Annotated in this window: 14 protein-coding genes; 6 read left to right on the top strand and 8 right to left on the bottom strand. The window is 40.2% G+C overall.

Annotated elements, in window-relative coordinates:
- The first annotated feature begins 208 nt into the window (after nt 1-208).
- Nucleotides 209-1,066, top strand: a complete 858-nt coding sequence (locus Q0779_RS21035) for a hypothetical protein (RefSeq protein ID WP_298775716.1) — start codon at nt 209-211, stop codon at nt 1,064-1,066.
- Nucleotides 1,067-1,143: 77 nt separating this feature from the next.
- On the opposite strand, the gene Q0779_RS21030 is transcribed toward Q0779_RS21035, so the two are convergent.
- On the bottom strand, nt 1,144-2,175 hold the full coding sequence (locus tag Q0779_RS21030) for an oxidoreductase (RefSeq protein WP_298775714.1): 1,032 nt from the start codon (nt 2,173-2,175) through the stop codon (nt 1,144-1,146).
- 154 nt (nt 2,176-2,329) lie between these two features.
- On the opposite strand from Q0779_RS21030, the gene Q0779_RS21025 reads away from it, so the two are divergent.
- The gene (locus tag Q0779_RS21025) at nt 2,330-4,726 is read left to right on the top strand and encodes a plasma-membrane proton-efflux P-type ATPase (protein ID WP_298775713.1); all 2,397 of its coding nucleotides are present in this window, start codon (nt 2,330-2,332) and stop codon (nt 4,724-4,726) included.
- 143 nt (nt 4,727-4,869) lie between these two features.
- Here the strand turns inward: Q0779_RS21025 and Q0779_RS21020 are convergent, their stop codons facing one another.
- The 3 genes from Q0779_RS21020 to Q0779_RS21010 form a co-directional block, all read right to left on the bottom strand.
- On the bottom strand, nt 4,870-6,939 hold the full coding sequence (locus tag Q0779_RS21020) for an FAD/NAD(P)-binding protein (RefSeq protein WP_298775711.1): 2,070 nt from the start codon (nt 6,937-6,939) through the stop codon (nt 4,870-4,872).
- A 296-nt stretch (nt 6,940-7,235) separates the two neighbouring features.
- Nucleotides 7,236-7,997, bottom strand: coding sequence for a DNA alkylation repair protein (locus Q0779_RS21015; protein ID WP_298775709.1), 762 nt, complete (start codon nt 7,995-7,997; stop codon nt 7,236-7,238).
- Nucleotides 7,998-8,038: 41 nt separating this feature from the next.
- On the bottom strand, nt 8,039-8,605 hold the full coding sequence (locus Q0779_RS21010; RefSeq protein WP_298775707.1) for an HD domain-containing protein: 567 nt from the start codon (nt 8,603-8,605) through the stop codon (nt 8,039-8,041).
- A 99-nt stretch (nt 8,606-8,704) separates the two neighbouring features.
- Here Q0779_RS21010 and Q0779_RS21005 point away from each other — a divergent pair, with 99 nt between their 5' ends.
- The gene (locus Q0779_RS21005; protein WP_298775705.1) at nt 8,705-9,622 is read left to right on the top strand and encodes a GlxA family transcriptional regulator; all 918 of its coding nucleotides are present in this window, start codon (nt 8,705-8,707) and stop codon (nt 9,620-9,622) included.
- Nucleotides 9,623-9,760: 138 nt separating this feature from the next.
- Here the strand turns inward: Q0779_RS21005 and Q0779_RS21000 are convergent, their stop codons facing one another.
- Nucleotides 9,761-9,979, bottom strand: coding sequence for a hypothetical protein (locus Q0779_RS21000; protein WP_298775703.1), 219 nt, complete (start codon nt 9,977-9,979; stop codon nt 9,761-9,763).
- A 502-nt stretch (nt 9,980-10,481) separates the two neighbouring features.
- On the opposite strand from Q0779_RS21000, the gene Q0779_RS20995 reads away from it, so the two are divergent.
- Nucleotides 10,482-12,677: a jacalin-like lectin gene (locus Q0779_RS20995; RefSeq protein WP_298775701.1), complete on the top strand. Its 2,196-nt coding sequence runs from the start codon at nt 10,482-10,484 to the stop codon at nt 12,675-12,677.
- A 135-nt stretch (nt 12,678-12,812) separates the two neighbouring features.
- Here Q0779_RS20995 and Q0779_RS20990 read toward each other — a convergent pair whose 3' ends face one another.
- Nucleotides 12,813-14,174, bottom strand: coding sequence for an AAA family ATPase (locus Q0779_RS20990; protein ID WP_298775697.1), 1,362 nt, complete (start codon nt 14,172-14,174; stop codon nt 12,813-12,815).
- Between the two features lie 138 nt (nt 14,175-14,312).
- On the opposite strand from Q0779_RS20990, the gene Q0779_RS20985 reads away from it, so the two are divergent.
- Nucleotides 14,313-16,283 (top strand): cytochrome c/FTR1 family iron permease, encoded by a 1,971-nt coding sequence (locus Q0779_RS20985; protein ID WP_298775694.1) that lies wholly within the window; start codon nt 14,313-14,315, stop codon nt 16,281-16,283.
- Nucleotides 16,284-16,354: 71 nt separating this feature from the next.
- Here the strand turns inward: Q0779_RS20985 and Q0779_RS20980 are convergent, their stop codons facing one another.
- The gene (locus tag Q0779_RS20980; protein ID WP_298775692.1) at nt 16,355-17,203 is read right to left on the bottom strand and encodes a hypothetical protein; all 849 of its coding nucleotides are present in this window, start codon (nt 17,201-17,203) and stop codon (nt 16,355-16,357) included.
- A 44-nt stretch (nt 17,204-17,247) separates the two neighbouring features.
- Complete coding sequence (locus Q0779_RS20975; RefSeq protein ID WP_298775690.1) at nt 17,248-17,643, bottom strand: hypothetical protein; 396 nt, start codon at nt 17,641-17,643, stop codon at nt 17,248-17,250.
- Nucleotides 17,644-17,953: 310 nt separating this feature from the next.
- On the opposite strand from Q0779_RS20975, the gene Q0779_RS20970 reads away from it, so the two are divergent.
- A complete protein-coding gene (locus tag Q0779_RS20970; protein ID WP_298775687.1) occupies nt 17,954-18,478 on the top strand; it encodes a hypothetical protein in 525 nt (174 codons plus the stop codon).
- The last annotated feature ends 37 nt before the right edge of the window (nt 18,479-18,515 follow it).

Below are 18,515 nucleotides of genomic sequence, written 5' to 3'. Positions count from 1 at the left end.
ATACAGACTGGAACAAGTCCAGTCTACACTATCCAGCACGGGGGCAAGCCCCCGAGATTTCCGCTACGCGCGTTAAACAATATATTGTTGTGCATTATAACGGGCAGCAGATAAGACCAGTTGATTGTATTTTGTGTATTTTTAAGAAGCATAAGTAAAGCTAAGCCTTTAATTTAAAACAAAGCACTTAATCGAGTAAGTTATTAAAATGCAAATCTCTAGTATCACACAATTAACTCAGTTAAATCTCAGTCAATTAGATTTAGATAAAAATGATACCATTGAGCTCAATGGTCAAAAATACAACATAAGGTTAAACGATCAGATCAATGTTTCAAAAGACTATGGTCAAAAAAATTGTTTTCAAAAAGCGTGTCAAAACATCAGTGATTTTTTTGAGCGTATGACCACCCAAGATCAAATAACCTGCACACCTAGAGCGAATCAAATACAAACCATTTTACAACAGAAAGTCGCCAATCAAGTCCTCAACATTGCCAACATTACTACAGGAACGGCTTTTTTATCGGCCCTGGAGCAATACCAAGGAGACTTGACACTTGCAGATGCTATTGACTTTAAACAAGCTTACCGCACTATTCAACTCACACAACAAAATATTCAACAACAAAAAGCCAAAGAAGAGGGAACGGACAATTTAGAGCTCTTTGGTATTGATCTCATCGCTTTAGATTTTAGCCAAAGCTTGATCAATGAAAGGCAATATGAACGCCTGTGTGAACTGACACAAATTGCAGCCACACATGGTGAATTATCAGGCAATCTAAAACTTAAAAATGAAGTTCGATTAGGGCAAAACGACTTTATCAACTTACAAGAAATTGCCGCAGACTCAAGGGCACTACAAGCAGCCGCGAAACTGCATAACAGGGAACCTTTAGACTTAATCAAAGAACGAAATAATATTCGTGAATTAAATGAGCTAAAACATTTCAACACAAGCCCCATAGGTAAAGACATTCTCGCACTCTCGGACGAATTGAAATTAAGCAACAGAAAAATCTGTGACAAATTATCCATAGAAGCTTATCACCGCTCAAAATAAACCTTTAGTTAAGCCTAAGCAAATATAAAAAAGTGAGGCTAACTATAGCTCCTCACTTTTTTATGTTTAACTGGAAATTAAAAGCTAATCGGCATGGTTTCACCTTTTCGCTGACTTTCCATGGCTAACTCAATCAACTTAATAGTTTGAAGACTTTGCTGAGCATCCATTTGAGCATAATCACCCGTTGTAATCGCTTGAGCTAAATCAATAAAAAAGCCTTGATAACAACCCGCTTCAGTCGGAATAATACTCAAACTGTCACTATCATAAAATGTGCCAAAATGAGCGGGTTCTTCTACTCCCCAGCCAGCCCCTGTAGGCCGTTCCCCCTCTCGTAGACAATCTTCTTGAGGGTCAAGCCCATATTTCACATAACTGCCTTTATCTCCCTGAATATTAAAGCGCAAGTTAGCTCCTGCACAAAATAAGCTGGCATGTAAAATCACTTCAAGCTTTGGATAATGTAATAATAAATGAAAATAATCTGTCACCGAGGCACCTTCACGCATGACTTGGCAGCTGGCAGTCAAACTGTGAGGCAAGCCAAACAAACTTAACACTTGGTCCAATAAATGCGGCGCTAAATCATATAAAATGCCACCGCCATCGCTGGCCTGTTCCCGCCACCGCTGCTGCACATGGGGACGAAAACGATCAAAATGAGATTCATAGACGTGAAGCTTACCCAGCGTGTTTGTATCAATCAGCTTTTTAACCGTTAAGTAATCCCCATCATAACGGCGATTTTGATAAACGCTTAACAATAACCCTTTTTCTTTGGCAAGTGCAATCAAAGCCTCACCGTCTTTCGATCGCGTCACAAAAGGCTTTTCAATTAACACATGTTTGTTATGCTCTAAAGCTAATTTTGCCAAGGAATAATGCACATCATTCGGCGCTGTGATGATAACCAACTCTGCATCACTATGCATAATCATCTCATTTGCACTCTGATAATATTGAGCCTGAGGCCAATCCCGACCCACAACGTCGGCTTTTGAGCTACTCACTGCATGAAAAACAAACTCATTAGAAGTTATAATAAAAGGAATATGAAAAGTTTTAGCAGAATAACCATAACCCACAATCGCTGTTTTGATACTCATAGTGTTCACTCATAATAGTCAGCATCCATTGACATTAATCGTACCAAGCTTAAATATCAATGGGGCAAAAGTATCACGGGGGTAAACGACTTTAACAGCAACTTCATCAAAATCTGCAATACTGAATATAGCCCCATTAACAACACTTTTCATTATGCCAGATAACGCAAATTTAACCGGACTCACTCAACAGACGGCGCAAGAGCGGCTCGCTCAATACGGTTTAAACGAAATCACCAGTACCAAAGTCTCTTTATACCAAAAAATACAAAAGCTACTTTGGGGACCGATACCTTGGATGATAGAAATAGCGGCTATTTTATCGTTAATATTACAACGCTGGCCCGATTTTATCATGATCACAGCTTTATTGGTTATTAATGCTATTTTAGAATTAATACAAGAATTCAAAGCAGATAATGCCGTATCGGCTCTAAAAAGTACGCTTGCATTAAAAGCCTATGTCAAACGTGATGGACAATGGATGGACATATCTGCCTCACAATTAGTGCCGGGAGATCTGGTCATGATAAAGCTTGGCAATATTATTCCTGCCGATATTCAATTAATATCGGGGGATTACTTGTCTATTGATCAAGCATCGCTCACAGGCGAGTCTCTTCCTGTCACTCGTCGAGTGGATGACTTAGTTTATTCAGGTACCATTGTTAAACAAGGTGAAATGATAGGCATAGTCGATAAAACCGGCATGGACACCTTTTTTGGTAAAACGGCCTCATTAATCGACAAGAGTGATACTCCTTCTGATCTGCAAAAAAATATTACTCAAATTGGACGATTTTTAATTACACTGACATTAATCATTTGCGCCATCGTGTTAGTGCATGATCTGTATTTAAGCCTATATTCTCACCAAGGTAATATCTCCAATAGTATTATTTTCATGTTGGTTTTAGTGATAGCAGGGATCCCTGTTGCCCTACCAGCCGTCATGTCAGTCACCTTGGCCATTGGTGCAAAACGATTAGCCACATTCAAAGCCATAGTATCAAAACTCAGTGCCATTGAAGAGCTGGCAACGATGAATGTGCTTTGCTCAGACAAAACAGGGACTCTGACACAAAATAAACTCGAAATCGGTGAAATCAGTCAATATCATGATTATTCACGTATTGATGTTATTCATTATGCATGCCTAGCCTCGAGCGCCCAAGGCCATGACGCCATTGATGAAGTCCTCTTCGCCGAACAGCAAAAATCGCCGTCAAATTTACCGCCATTTAAAATCGAGCATTACACTCCCTTTAATCCAACCAGCAAAAAAGCTGAGTCACTCTTTCACCACAATCATACTCAATATAAAGTCGCTAAAGGCGCCCCCCAAGTTATTTTTGATTTATGTGAACATGACCTCAGCGAAGCCCAGAAAAAAGTCAATCAATTGGCTAAGCACGGTTATCGTGCGCTTGCTGTCGCCGTGACCACAAAAAACATTGAGACTTGGGAATTAGTTGGATTAATTTCGCTATTCGATCCCCCAAGAGAAGACAGTAAGACAACCTTACACGACATCATACAACGTGGTGTTAGCATCAAAATGATCACTGGCGATCATAGCGCCATCGCCCAAGAGTTAGCGCACACATTAAACATAGGTCATCACATCGTCCCTATGGCCTCGCTAAAGCAACCCCATACACAAATGAACACACTCGATAGCCTAGATGGATTTGCAGAGGTTCTGCCAGAAGACAAGTTTGAAATTGTCAAAGCATTACAAAAAAATCAAAAAATTGTCGGTATGACGGGGGACGGTGTAAACGATGCTCCAGCAATCAAACAGGCAAATGTGGGCATTGCGGTTGATGGTGCAACTGATGCAGCAAGAGCGGCAGCCGATTTAGTATTAACCCAGCCAGGGCTCTCAGTGATTACCCATGCCATTGATGAGTCAAGAAAGATATTCGGCCGTTTAAAAAGCTATGCTATTTATCGAATTAGCGAAACCGTGCGTTTATTGCTCTTTCTTTTATGCGCCATCATGGCCTATAACACTCACCCTCTTAGCGCCATCATGATCATCCTCATTGCTTTACTCAATGACATTCCCATCATGATGATTGCTTATGACAATATGACCGCATCAACAAAACCTGGCATTTGGAAAATGAAAGACGTATTCAGTGTCGCTGTTGCGCTCGCGATCATAGGCGTCATTTCAACTTTTGGTTTATATTGGATTGCCGATCATTACTGGTTTACTGAGCTTCCTGCGGATCTGAAACAAGCTAAACTCAATACCGTCGCTTTTATGGGGATATTATGTGGCGGTAATCTCACCATCTACTTAACACGTAATACAGGTATGCCTTGGAGTCGCCCTTATCCAGAATGGAAATTTTCCTGTGCCACCCTTTTTTCATTAGCAACAGGAACACTCATCAGTGTCTATGGCTTCGGCACTGATGACTTTGTTGGCATAGGTTGGGCATGGGTACTATATGCTTGGGCATACATTGTCATCTGGTTTGCCATAACGGCCTTAGTAAAAGTAGGTGTTTATCGCATTCTCAACCCTCAAAATAGTTGATAAAAAGCACTTCTTTTTGTGCCGATAATCTAACAGGCATTGAAACGGTTTTAATTCGTCAGACGAGAATATTATGAACAATAAATGATAAAAGCTGAGCATTACTCTCAGCTTTTATACCCACAAAAATTGCTAGCGATTAATTAATGTGCTTTAGGATCCTCAATGGTGTTTTCTTTGCCACTCGAGGCGACTAATGGATGAGAATGAGACTCTTGAAATAAGTTTTCACTCACATTAAAGGGCATCCAAGGCTCTTCATTTAAATCAAAATAATCTTCAAGTACAGCTTCTGCGGTCCACAAAGCACCTTCTATCCACCCTTGAAATATTGAATACCCCTCACCCACAATATAAAGCTGCTTATCATCCTTACTGTTCGTTTCTGCCTGATAAGGCCTCATCATAGTCCAATATTCTTTTGCCACATCCACGCCTACATTCCAGAAATTAACACCTCCGCCATAAGGTGCCACGCCCCAATCCATACACGCCCCAGCAGTGGGTAACGTCACCCCTTTTACGGACACGGGCTCGCCATTATCATCTCTATTCGCCACTTGCTTAACGATATTAACAAACTGCTCATGAGCGGTAGAAAACAAAGGATGGTCTTGTTTAAATGCTAAGAGGTGCTGTGAGTTAAAGCGTTTCACTAATGGCATGACTGAGCTATAACTTTTTTGCCCTATCTGTGTGAACGCATCACCAAAAATACCCGTATCAACAACACCACCGGATTCTTTGGACAGTAAACCAGCCCAATACCCAGGATTCAAATCATCATCATAAGATATTTGTAATACGGCATACTTCCTTGTTTGCTGACCTTCCATCCAAAAATGATCATCATAAACACCAAAGTTATAAATCTGCCTTAGCGGTAAATCGGTGGTCATTCGAGAATATTGTTCAATTTTACCTACATACTTCTCCCACCAAGCGTCTCGACCGGTAATATCATACATAAGGTAAATTTTAAGCAAAGGAATAGGCGTTACTTGAGTCAACTTTTGTCTGATCAATCGCTGACTTTCAATAACGCTATCATCATTTAATCTTTCTGTTGAATAAATGCCTTCTTGACCACCGATTAACTTCTCTATCGCTGCAGGGGGCATCGCTAACACCACGGAGTCTGTGATGACATTAATCAATTTGTCATGTTGAGTAAACGTCAGATCAAACTCTTCATTCATCTCATCATAGACAATACGATTGGCAACAGCCTCTTTCTCAACGCAATCGGGATCAAATTGATTAATTAAGAATGCTAAACTCGCAGGGATCGTTCTTAGCCCACCCGCTAAGGTTTTATATTTTGGACTGCCAGCAAAATCAAGACCGATAATGGATGCTGCTGTCGCTGCATTCCAGCTCGCAGGAACGGTGTCATACCCTCCAGCTTCGGAAAATAATTGCCAATACTGATTAGACAAGCTTCCCTTTTGTGGCGTATCAAATTGTCCACTGACATTCACGATATCAGAGAAACCGTACTGATATAGCTCTTCCCTCGCCCCATTGATCTCTACAGTATTTGTTAAAGTCTCTTTGACAAATTCAAACAGTTTATTCTTTCTATCGGTTGAATTAGGTAATTTATCTTTATCTATCAACGGACGTGATAAAATCGATAAATCTTCTGCGCCTTCAATTGCATAACCCATTGGCCCACTCATGCCTAAATTCTGGGTTATCAATTTTTTTTCATTAATGGATAATGTATATGGCACACCACCATTTTTGTATTGACCATACTTCTCATGATTATTCAAATCAGCTGTTTGCTGAACAAAACCTCTTAAATAATGCCAGTTTTGAGGTTCATCGGTTGGAAAGTCTACCGTTGTTAAACCCAATATTAAGGTTTCAGCTTCTCTCTTATCTTCTGCATTATATTGCTCAAGCCCATCAATTAATGATCGCTTAAGTTCATCAACAAGTGACAAAGCATAAGTATCATAAGACTCTTTACTGGGTAAACGCATTCCACCTAATTCGCAATGTGCCCCAACATTCAATTGCCCATCATACTCACCACGAAGCAAGTTCTTCGGATCGACAGTCATTAAGCGTCCACCTAAATGGGCTGTTGCTTCAAATAATTTCACATTTTCATGCCCAGACTTGAGTAAGCGCCAAGCACTATATAAGCCTGAAACACCGCCACCAATAATGGACACCTGACTTGATTTATCGTAACTTTTCATAAGATTAACTCCGTTTAATGAGCAAATGTTCGTCTGTGATAGTTTGTTCCAAAAATAAATTAAATTAACCTTAGTACAAATCATCTCGACATGAACAATCAATGTCAGATCTGACATTACAACGGAGTAGATAGTCGTCAAGCTTTCGTGACAACATCATAACAATCTCTTTATATTCATTTTCCGACAGGAGTCAGTAATCAATCTTGGACTATTTCGTGAAAATTTAAAGACTCAATCAGCCCAATTAACGTCTTAATCCCCCCAGCCACGACCTTACCTGTTTCATAAATTAATTAACCCACACTTCGTAATCCTCTTTTGACAATATAACCCGTCGCAGGTGAATCGCTTTGTTCCAACCACTGCTGACAACATTGCTCCACCCATTGAGGCGCCGTTTTGTAAGCATCGTTTAGCCAATTACCCACAGCGTCTTGCACATACTTTGATGGATCAGCATTAACTGAATTCAGTAATGTTTCTGCATGTTGCGGCTCTTTTTTAAGTAAGCCAATGTGCGCACTCCACACGCCTCGAGGACGCATCACTTCAATGGCAAATCGACGAATATTCGCCGAACTATCTCTCGCCCAAGGTAAGAGATATTCAATGGCTTCTAGCGGGGCCTTCACCACGTGAAGACGAAGAGATAACCATGCCCATTCTCTAACACCAAAATGAGGATCATCGGCAAACACTTGCATCTGTAATATGCGATCAGATAAAGCAACGTCACGCTTTTGCGCCACACAATATGCCCCCCAACCTCGCACCAAATCAGCATTATGTTGACTCATAAAAGCTAACTTTTCATCGCCATAGTTTTCCTCAATAAGAGTCGCAATCATGGCCATTTTTTTAGTGATCCCTAATTTAGGCTCTATACACACTTTTTTGTCTAACAACTTAGGGAACACATGGCCCATTAATTGGGGGAGATCAGTGGCCAAATTCTCCGCTAACGTTGCCGCTTCTATTGTTCCTAGATTTAACTGAGATAAAATATCAGCAGGCACATCGGCCACTCGAGTTGCTCCTTTACGTTTCTCATTCATTTTATTAACGACCTCCTTTTATTTTAAGCTATTGAAGATAACTACCATTTCATCATTGGTACGGGATTGAGTGGATGACGTAAAAACCACTTTTGGCCTTTTTTAAGTAATCCTTTATGAAACCCATTATTCGGCAGCATGGTTTTCATTTGTTGAATATTCTCTTTAGTTAAATCGAATTTAACCAAGCCTAAAGTAAAATCAACGACATCTCCTTGACGAAACAACTCAACAGTGTCTTGATATTCCCCCTTGTATTTGATCAGTTTATGATGGTTCTCTATCATCAACCTCACCTCCTCTTGCCAGTGGCTTAGCCCATTATTCGCTAAATAGGTCATCGCTGGCTGCACCGACGGGCTGATATAATCCAAGGTACCCTGTACCCAAATACCAATATCGTGAAAGACACCTGCAATCATGATTTTTTGTCTATCATCGTCAGAAAGGAACTCGCCTCGCAGATCTTTTAAGCCAAAGCAAAACTGCACCATACGATATACATGATTTCGATAACCATGATAATCTTCGCCAATAATGTCTTTCCAAGGTTCAAATAAGGCTTCTAGCTCTGGAATACTCGTTAAAATTTTTAAACTATGTGACATAACCGCTCCAACACAAAATGATTTATCAATTCATTATAGGAACTTGAACAATTCTCTTTAAGCGGCTAAATTGACATAAAACAGTTTAATTACGCCAACATGAAACTTGCTATTATTAATTACCCTACCGCGATGCAATCTGCCGTATTTGGTCTATTAGATCTCTTTGAAATGGCCAATCTACTACCCGAGGCCGCAGACAATATCCAATGTCATAAGCTGTCCATCAACCAACTCAACGATTCTGAACATTATGACATTATTATTTTACCCCCTGCCTTAACCCCTGAATTCTATCTTGAACCAGACAAAAACTTATTACATTGGCTCATTCAACAATATCAACAAAACAGCATGTTATGCTCAGTCTGCTCAGGTGCATTTATACTTGGAAAAGCAGGACTCTTAACCCATCGTCAAGCCACCACTCACTGGGCCCTGGCCGAAGACTTTAGTCAAGCGTTTAAGCAAACCGAACTCATCAGCGATCACATTCTCGTCAACAACGGACAGATCATTACTGCAGGTGGGATCATGTCTTGGATTGATTTAGGCTTAGATATTGTCAAGCAGTACGCCGGTGCTCAAGCGATGCGGCAATTGGGAAAAAACTTGGTTGTCGATACCGGTTATCGAGCCCAAAGCTATTATCAACAATTTCAACCTAAACGAGATCATGGCCATCAAGCTATTTTAACGGTTCAAGATCATTTAGATTGTCATTTCGCTAATAAAATAAAAATCGCAGCTCTCGCCGATCTTACCTTTATGAGTCCACGTAGCTTTTTAAGGCACTTTCAGCATTCAACTGGTTTCAATCCCTCAGAATACATACAAAGGATCCGCATACAAAAAGCCTGCGAATTATTAGAACAGACTCAAAAAAGTTTTGATACCATTGCACTTGAAGTGGGATATTCAGATAGCAGTGCTTGCCGAAAGGTATTTGTTCACATTATGGGACTCACACCAAAACAGTTTCGCCAACGATTTGTTAAAGCCTATAAAGTCAAATAATGCTTTTTCCAAAAAGAAGCATCATATAGTGGCATAGTTAGTACTCCATCTCCCCCGAGGACGAATGACTTCAATCGTAAATTGGCGGATATTTTCCGACTCATACTGACCCCATGATCGTAGATATTTAATCACATCTTACGAGACATTTACGACATAGGAACGAATAGATAACCATGCCCATTCTCTAACACCAAAATGAGGATCATCGGCGAACACTTGCATTTGTCGTATTCTCTCCGATAATGACACATCTCGTTTTTGAGCCACAAAATATGTCCCCCAACCACGTACCCAATCTGCATAATGCTGGCTCAAAAAAACTAACGTTTCATCTCCATAGGTTTCTTCAATCAAGGCTGCAATCGCTCATATGAGCCCACGTAGCTTTTTAAGGCACTTTCAACATTCCACTCTAAAAGCGACTAAACTCACTGGTTCATTTCACCTTAAGCCACCCTATTGATTGCTCTTCTTTCTCATTATTTGAATGCTAAGCCTACACTTAAATGTCTTTATCTCTTATTTTCCTTCAGCTAATAATTTTCACCCACAATGATAGTTCGGTAATGCTCATTCATAAACTGCCATTACAACTTATCGATTATTCAAAGAATGATAGCAATGCAACCAACATAACACTTAGACGAAACATCCAAGCAATGCCTTCTTTTTATACCCGTGATAACACACAGAAACACAAGCACCTCAAAGCATCATAAATATAGGAAACACCCCGTTTCCATATGTTACATGTTAAACCATCTGACTTTCATGTATCTTTTTTTGATCTATTTATTTACAAAAGTATCAAACATGAAAACAAAAATAAAATGCAGACATCAAGGGGATAAGTAATATGAAATACACACATCGACTACGGAGTTGCTGCTCAATACTGGGACTGGGACTGAGCTTAACATTAGCCGCATCGCAATCTATTGCAGCGGAACAAACCAATCCTGATCTGAACGATTGGGGCAAAGCAGCACTCGATCTTCAGAGTCATTTGGATATAGCAAATGCTTTTAACGAAACATTCTGGGTGGGAACACATAACTCTTTTAATGCCGCTAATTGGGGCTATGTTGTGGATCCCAATCAAATGCTGCGACCAAAACAGCAACTCGGTGTCGGTGTGAGAGAAATTGTATACGATGCTTATTTCACTGGAAACAGTTGGGACTCTGCACCACACCTTTGTCACGATGGCTTACTGAATGGCATTTTTTGTGGGCCTGGTGATAAAACATTAAAGTCAGGATTACGTCAAATCAAGGACTGGCTGGTGGATCATCGCGACGCTGTTATTATGCTCAAAATGGAATTGGGACCGGGTTCTCATTTGCGTAGTCGTGTTGGACGCGATTTAGGGGATGTACTCGGAGAGTATATTTATGAAACGGGCTCAGGGGGATGTACTCGGTTTAATCCCACTGAAGTCACCAAGGAAACGATATTAACAGCAGGTAAAAATATCGTTGTGATGAATACTCAAGCAGAGTGCAGCGGTTCAACGGATTATAATAAAAGAGTCTTTTCTGGGTTTAGTCCTCACAGTGACGAATATCCTTACTCACTTAAATTTGTCGATCCAAAATCACCCTCAAATTGTGCGAGATTAGCGGATAATTGGCCCATGTTACGTATTCATGATGGCTCTACTTATTTTGGCCGTGTTGCAGGCTCACCATCGGATAAAAAAATTACCGAAAGCAATGTGGTTGCATGGATGAATTGTGGACTCAATATTTTTGAAATGTTTGCATTTAACGATACATCCAAAGATGGCGACGGTCAGACGACTCATAACCTTGAAGCAGAGGATTTGGTCTGGGCGTGGAACCGATTTGAGCCAAATAACTCCGGCAATGAAGATTGTGCAGAATTACCTCCAGGGCATAAATTCAATGACACAAAATGCAGCAATGTACGTCAATATGCTTGTAAGGATGTGTTAAATGACTGGCATATAACCAACGTTAGCGGCCCATGGAATGCAGGTATAGCGGCTTGTCAAGCCATAGGATATGAATTTAGTGTACCAACGACCCCTCGAGAGATGAACGCGCTGCAAAGCCATCCTTCGTACCATGCTTCCGTTTGGGTTAATTATCATGACAAAAGCATTGAAGGTATTTGGCAAGTCAATAATCCACTCACACTGCCCGTCACAACGATTGCTGCAGAAGGTGGAACTGGCGGTCATCTTGTGAATGGCAATGATATTCTTCAACTTTACTTGAATGGCATCATCAACAAAATCACGGCTATCCACATCAGATCGGGCTCTCGAGTTGATGCCATTGAAACAGTATATGACAATGGTATGATCGATAGATATGGATCTTCTAATGACGGAGCCAGGCATACATTCACCCTTGCAGATCATGAATATATTAACGCAGTGCAAACTTGTCATGACAAACCCAACAATAAAAGCCGACGAGTTTATTTTCTTTCTCTAACAACTAACACTGGACGAACATTCACAGCAGGTAATAAACAGGGGATCTGTGGCCCCATTCATTCGATAGGCGCTCAGGGACTTATCGCTTTTCATGGAAGAGTAGGCGAAAACCCAGATTCACTGGGATTTCATTTTGCTAATATCAATGCCGGTGAAGATATCATTCCACAACAGTATCAAATGGAAATGCTTTCTCCTTGGAGTCAGTACCTTGGTGTAAATGGTGGTAGCAATAATGATGTCATAACGGGTAATTGGCCAGCATCTTGGCGGAGTTTCATTGCTGAGTTCTCCAGCGATAAAAATTGTCTCACTCATGGTTTGCCCATCAAGATTAAGCGAGGTCCAAGTTATCTTCGTATTACAGATAGCAAAGTTGATGCCCGTGTAACCCGTAGTAGCGAGGCAACCACTTTTACAGTGATTGATCTCAATAATAATGTAATAGGAAGCTGTATTGGTAACAATGAACGATTTGCCCTCAAAGTAGGAAATATCTATGTCACCGTTGAACCAACGGGACCGATGACGGCATTTAGAGGAAATGTCGGCGACTACGGGCGCTTGATATTGCGAGCCTTATAAAACCATACATATTGATAGGATCAAAAGGCTATTGATTAGGTAGCCTTTTAATATTAGCTGTAATAACATAGAGTAGAGACAAAATTAAAAAGGAAAGCATTCTCTTTTCCTTTTTAATTACTTATCAATGAAAAATCAAAAACTACCTTGCTGTGATTTAACCATTCTTTGTTGACGATCTTTTTTCTGTTGGTATGTCTTCATTGATGAAACAAATTTATTTACGCGACGCTGCTTATCATTCCGATGACTCATAGAATAAGCATCATATGAGTCACCGACAATCAACATACGATGAGCCTCATTCATAGACGGCCACTGCCACTGCTCGATTTGCCGACTAATGATATCATTAGGTATCGCATGAGTACGTTGTTGATTGCCCGATCTTAATGTCGCCTCTTTAAGATGAAAAACCACTAAAGTCACCAGCGCGCCATAATCTCTCCCAAAATCACAGATTATTTTTCGATGATCAAAACGAAGATTAGTGGCATCCCACACCACATCCCGTTTATTAGCCAAAGCCTGTTTTAAGCGTAACTTGGCTAATTGCAACACTTGACCTAAATTTTTCTGACACGCTCGCTTACCATTAATTTCTTGGCGAATCTCATCAAGGGAAATCACCTCAACATTCTGTAGGTTCTGTGCAATCCAAGTGGATTTACCGCTCCCACTGATCCCACACATGACATACAAATGACTATAGTCTTGTGCATTTTCATAGGTCGTCGAAATCGCCTCCTCAGGCAGGGTAATTTTGCCGCTTGCCAGCTCACTCACCACATAATTATTCAAGTACAATTGCTCATCAGCTGTCTGTTTGACTTGGACCTTATTGATTAAACCGAGTCTAGGATCATTAACATTCCAGAGCTGATATTCCTTGGCAAACAGTTTAAATAACTCAAGATAATCCAATTGCTGGTGCAAATCCTCGCACACCCGCCCTTGAAAGTCCGCCCTCTCTAACCAATAAATCATGGCTAAATCAACCTCTAATGCTAATGATAGATAATCAGAGAAATCACTCTTTTTTATCACTAATAATTTAGGTTTCTGATGATGCCCCACCAATGCCATGACATTAATTATCACTCGATGTGGTAAAGGTAACTCAAGTAGCTTAATGGCTAAGTAATCCACGCCAAGGGCTTCATGTTTAGGCGCAACCACTCGCTCTTCACCTTGAATACACTTACGTTTCGTTGTAATAGGTTTTGCAATATCATGCAACAACGCCGATAAAATCAAGGTTTGTTTTTGCTCACCCGTTAACATATGGGCCTCAAGTGCAAATAACTGATAAAGAGCGGTTAATACCCAATCGGTATGAACAGCCACATTACCTTCACCATGCCATACGGGATCTTGCTCAGTCGATTCAAATTGCCTAAGCAGAGGGAAATAATCCCCTAAATAAGCTAAACACTCATTAAAATTGGGTGTTGTACCTTGCGTTAATGAAATGAGCCAAGACTCAAGCTTGTTCATTGGATAATCCTTCTACTTTACTGTCTTTTGCTAGTTGATTTTCAAATTATTCATAATTTTCTTTGACTCCGAGGGCACCGCCACGTTTATAATTAGAATAATTATCATTACCAGTCGATTGACTAGGAACCTTCATCAATGCAACCTCTTTCGGCCTCTATGGACCGCACGTTTCAAATGCGGTTATTGCCACTATTCACTCTCATTTTATTTTCGCTTGCATTAGTGTTTTCACAACACAGTGTAGCCTCAACATCCAACGAGCTTAATAACAACAATCAAACACAATTAAGGCAATTAGCTCAGCTGGCGGAATATGTGGGCGTCGATTACGATGCCGCCATTGAAAAAGGCGAGATAATCAATAAAGATGAATATCAAGAAATGCTTGAATTTTCTGCCCTCATCGTTGAAAAACTCGCTGACAATACACAGCTCAACCAGCAAAATCCACAGCTTTATCGTGAAGCGCTCGCCTTACAAACCAGTATCAAAAACAAGCAAGACATTCGCTTAGTCAGAGACATTTCAGGTAAACTGCGCAGTGCCTTATTGACCTTAATGCCTGAGTCTTCACTGCCTAAACACCTTGCATCGATTGCAGCCACAAAAAAATTATTCCAAACAAACTGTGCCACTTGTCATGGTGTTGAAGGTCGAGGCAATGGCGTACTAGCTGAGAACTTATCGCCAGAACCTACTGATTTCACCGACGTAGCACGAGCAGAAAATCGCTCTATTCTAGGGTTATTTGATGCCATTTCCAATGGATTAGATGATACCGCAATGCCCGCTTTTACGCAGCTAAAAGAGCAAGAACGTTGGTCGTTAGCTTTCTATGTGTCTAGCCTTGCTTTTCAAAAAAGTGATCAAGGCAGCACGGGGCACATTCTCCCTAAAGTCACTTTGCAAGAATGGGTAAACCATAGCCCTTCTCAACTGACCCAATCACTAAAATCACAAGGTGTCACAACCGCTGACATCGCTGCATTAAGAGCAAAGCCTGAAGCCCTTTTTGACCACCAGCCTTCGCCGCTCACCATCGCCAGAAATTTACTGACCTCGGCGAAAAAAGCCTTTGATAATGGCGATTATTCGCAAGCTAAAACCCTTGCTGTTAGCGCTTATCTTGATGGCTTTGAGCTCATTGAAAACAGCTTAGATGCCCATGATCAAAACTTACGTAAAAGCATTGAAGTGAATTTAATGCAGCTCAGACATTTATTCAGCAACATTCAAAATGCGTCTCAAGTACAGGCCACTTTTGATACCAGCATGCGACAGCTGGCCGAAGCACAAACCCTATTAACAGAATCAAACTTATCCAATACCACCTTATTCAGCGCCAGTTTGGTGATTTTGCTGCGAGAAGGGCTGGAAGCCTTATTAGTAGTGATTGCCTTAATGACAGTGCTTATACGCACTAATCGACGTGATGCACTCAAATATTTACACTTAGGTTGGGTGGTGGCACTCATCGCTGGCGGCGCAACTTGGGTTACCGCACAAACCTTGATTGAAATCAGTGGTGCTAGCCGAGAAATGATGGAAGGTTTTGGTTCCCTCTTCGCCGCGTTAATGCTGTTTTATGTGGGTGTATGGATGCACAGCAAAACCCATGCCGCGCACTGGCAAGCCTATATTAATAAGAAAATTAATAGCCAGCTCAAAGCGGGGACCTTGTGGGGTATCGCACTGCTCTCTTTTGTCGCGGTATACCGTGAAATATTTGAAACTATTCTCTTCTATCAATCATTGCTCACTCAATCTGAAAGTGGTCAGTTTAACTACTTCATCGGCGGCATACTATCCGGCATCGCCATATTAGCCTTAACCACTTGGGGATTATTAAAGTATTCAATTAAATTACCGCTGGCTAAGTTCTTTTCCACCACGACTTACCTATTGTTGATTTTGTCCTTTATTTTAATGGGCAAAGCCATTACCGCCTTACAAGAGGCAGCCGTCGTCCCCATCAATAACCTACCCATTAATATCGAAATGGACTGGGTGGGGATCGGTTCAACATGGGAAGGCATAAGTGCACAGCTTGCTGTATTAATCTTATTTATTTTCTACATGATCCGCTCGAAAAAGAAAGTCGCTTAATCACTTTCTCATCCTCTCAGTCACATCACTAATAAAAAAGCACTCGTTTGAGCGCTTTTTTATTCAAAATATTATATTAAAGCCATATAAGCACTTATCTCACGTTGACGGTATTCATTGTCAGCTTGAATATCTTTCGCTGTCGATTGAATATGCTCAAACCTATCTAACGATGGCACAACATCCCCTAACATATTGCCAGTATATTTTTGTGCTAACTGATCTCCATGCGCATAATACTCATCCTGAGTTGGTTGAGGTACTAGATTTTTCATTCTACCTTCAAGATCTCGATGAATAAACGATGTTGGGTTATCCCAGATTTCCCTAAGCTCATTTATATCGGTTCTAATACCATACTTGGCTTGATTATCTAATATTTGATTCGCGGCTTTTTGAAAAGCAGCTTCTCTACGAGGATCTTCAACAGCACCTTTCTGACCCTTAACCTCTGCAACAAGCCCTTTTGGTGCAGCAACAAGACCTTTTGCGTTTAAATCTTCATTTAATCTTGCAAGAACATGAGTTAAACATAAACGATCTCTTTGATTTTTAGGTATCGTGTCCATATTTGCTTTAGCTCTTGACATAATAGCTTCTCGAGGTTCACTTTCCTTACTCGCCTTTTCATTAATTAAAGTGGTTAATTGTTCAGAACGAGTCGTAGTCGTAAACCCTCGTGAAAAAAAGTCAGAAAAACTGTTCCACTTTTTCTCAACACTACCTTCACCACTTCTGTCCCTTTCAACTTTAAATTCACCCGTATCTAACTTGGTAATATTATATGTCTTACCTTTAAACTCTATCTTTGATTGATCTATCGATACTTCATCATTCAATGTCTGCATTGTAAAATCAGCACGCAGTGTATCTGTTTGATATTTTGAAATGTCACTAATATTTTGAAGTTGAATAGTCATAATTACCTTTCTTGTAAATGTTTATCATTCTAAATACACAGGGGTTAAATCACCGATAATTTCCGTTCCCAATCCTCTGCAAAGTCAATTAATGTTTCAATAATTTGCATCGCATAATATTGTGGTTTACCCGCCAAGCTAATGACTTGATAGACACAAATATTCTTCGTCCCTTCCAACACTCCCACACCAACATCTCCCCTTAACGGACCGATAGCCATTTGTGAAAAAGTCGTCCAGAAACTAGCATCAAGACCATCATGGAGCTCATTTCGCGTTAGCACCGATAATCTCAAACTCATGGCTTCTAAATCTCGATAAGCAGACAAATATAAACCTGATGACTCTCCCTCAGGAGTCAGCTCGCAACTGAATAAATGTTCACTATCAAAACGAATATCGACACCTAAACCTGATAGTGCTTCTTCAAAAATATCCACAATTATTAATCCCAACAGAGTTGATTTAAGTCATTGATTATTCTTAAAGGTAAAACTTTAGTCTATTGCAAAAGCCTTCGACTGCCACAAACTGGCCAGACCAGAAAACAGCAAATTCTCATCTAAATAACGTAATAGATTGTTTTATATGGAATTAATATTTTAGATTAAAAGAAGTTTATATAGCAGAAATTTACATATGTCATTAACAAAAAAACCTTTGACTTTCATCTCATGGTATTGAAATGATTTTATGATAATGTCATGACTAACATAATGTTATCGTATTTTGATTATACAAGGATGTACCATGCAGTTAATTCAAACACCGTCTCGCATATTCGTTTGTGATGTGATCACATCGATACATACTGGCCTAGTGACAATGCTCTGTAGCTTAATATTTAATGAAGCCTTCATCAATCAGCCTTTAAAAGTGGATATCGCTCACATTGCGTTTCAGCAACCCTTAATGATTGCACTATATACGACTTTATTCACATTACTATTATCACCATTAAACCTCATCTATTACCGACTGAGAAAAAAAACCATAGGCCTTCGATTTGTTATCGATCACCTTGGGATCCACTATGGTGAAATTGATGAAATGGAAAGCATCCCTTGGCACAGGTTTGTCGGTATGCAAATGAATGGCAGTGGCCCATTTCAACGTGTCATTGTTTTTGCGCTCAATCAAAAAACGCCTTTAGTCATTGACCTAAAGGCGTTTAACTTTACGCAAAGAGAAGCGTTTAAGCAGGTACTCAAGCAAAAAATACGCTTTTACTGTCCCACATTAACTCATCGATATATTCCTGAATTAGCGTACTAATATTCACTAACACCAGTACACAGGCATTCATTAACAT

Source organism: uncultured Shewanella sp. (assembly GCF_947491715.1).
Classification (GTDB): domain Bacteria; phylum Pseudomonadota; class Gammaproteobacteria; order Enterobacterales; family Shewanellaceae; genus Shewanella.
Note: the sequence above shows the minus strand (reverse complement) of the source record. Positions and strands in the feature narration are given on the sequence as shown.

Excerpts from the sequence above, each read along its gene's own strand:
- Q0779_RS21025 (WP_298775713.1), top strand. The coding sequence starts at position 2,330 with ATGCCAGATAACGCAAATTTAACCGGACTCACTCAACAGACGGCGCAA.
- Q0779_RS21020 (WP_298775711.1), bottom strand. The coding sequence starts at position 6,939 with ATGAAAAGTTACGATAAATCAAGTCAGGTGTCCATTATTGGTGGCGGT.
- Q0779_RS20995 (WP_298775701.1), top strand. The coding sequence starts at position 10,482 with ATGAAATACACACATCGACTACGGAGTTGCTGCTCAATACTGGGACTG.
- Q0779_RS21030 (WP_298775714.1), bottom strand. The coding sequence starts at position 2,175 with ATGAGTATCAAAACAGCGATTGTGGGTTATGGTTATTCTGCTAAAACT.
- Q0779_RS21035 (WP_298775716.1), top strand. The coding sequence starts at position 209 with ATGCAAATCTCTAGTATCACACAATTAACTCAGTTAAATCTCAGTCAA.
- Q0779_RS20980 (WP_298775692.1), bottom strand. The coding sequence starts at position 17,203 with ATGACTATTCAACTTCAAAATATTAGTGACATTTCAAAATATCAAACA.
- Q0779_RS20970 (WP_298775687.1), top strand. The coding sequence starts at position 17,954 with ATGCAGTTAATTCAAACACCGTCTCGCATATTCGTTTGTGATGTGATC.
- Q0779_RS20985 (WP_298775694.1), top strand. The coding sequence starts at position 14,313 with ATGCAACCTCTTTCGGCCTCTATGGACCGCACGTTTCAAATGCGGTTA.
- Q0779_RS20990 (WP_298775697.1), bottom strand. The coding sequence starts at position 14,174 with ATGAACAAGCTTGAGTCTTGGCTCATTTCATTAACGCAAGGTACAACA.
- Q0779_RS21005 (WP_298775705.1), top strand. The coding sequence starts at position 8,705 with ATGAAACTTGCTATTATTAATTACCCTACCGCGATGCAATCTGCCGTA.
- Q0779_RS21015 (WP_298775709.1), bottom strand. The coding sequence starts at position 7,997 with ATGAATGAGAAACGTAAAGGAGCAACTCGAGTGGCCGATGTGCCTGCT.
- Q0779_RS21010 (WP_298775707.1), bottom strand. The coding sequence starts at position 8,605 with ATGTCACATAGTTTAAAAATTTTAACGAGTATTCCAGAGCTAGAAGCC.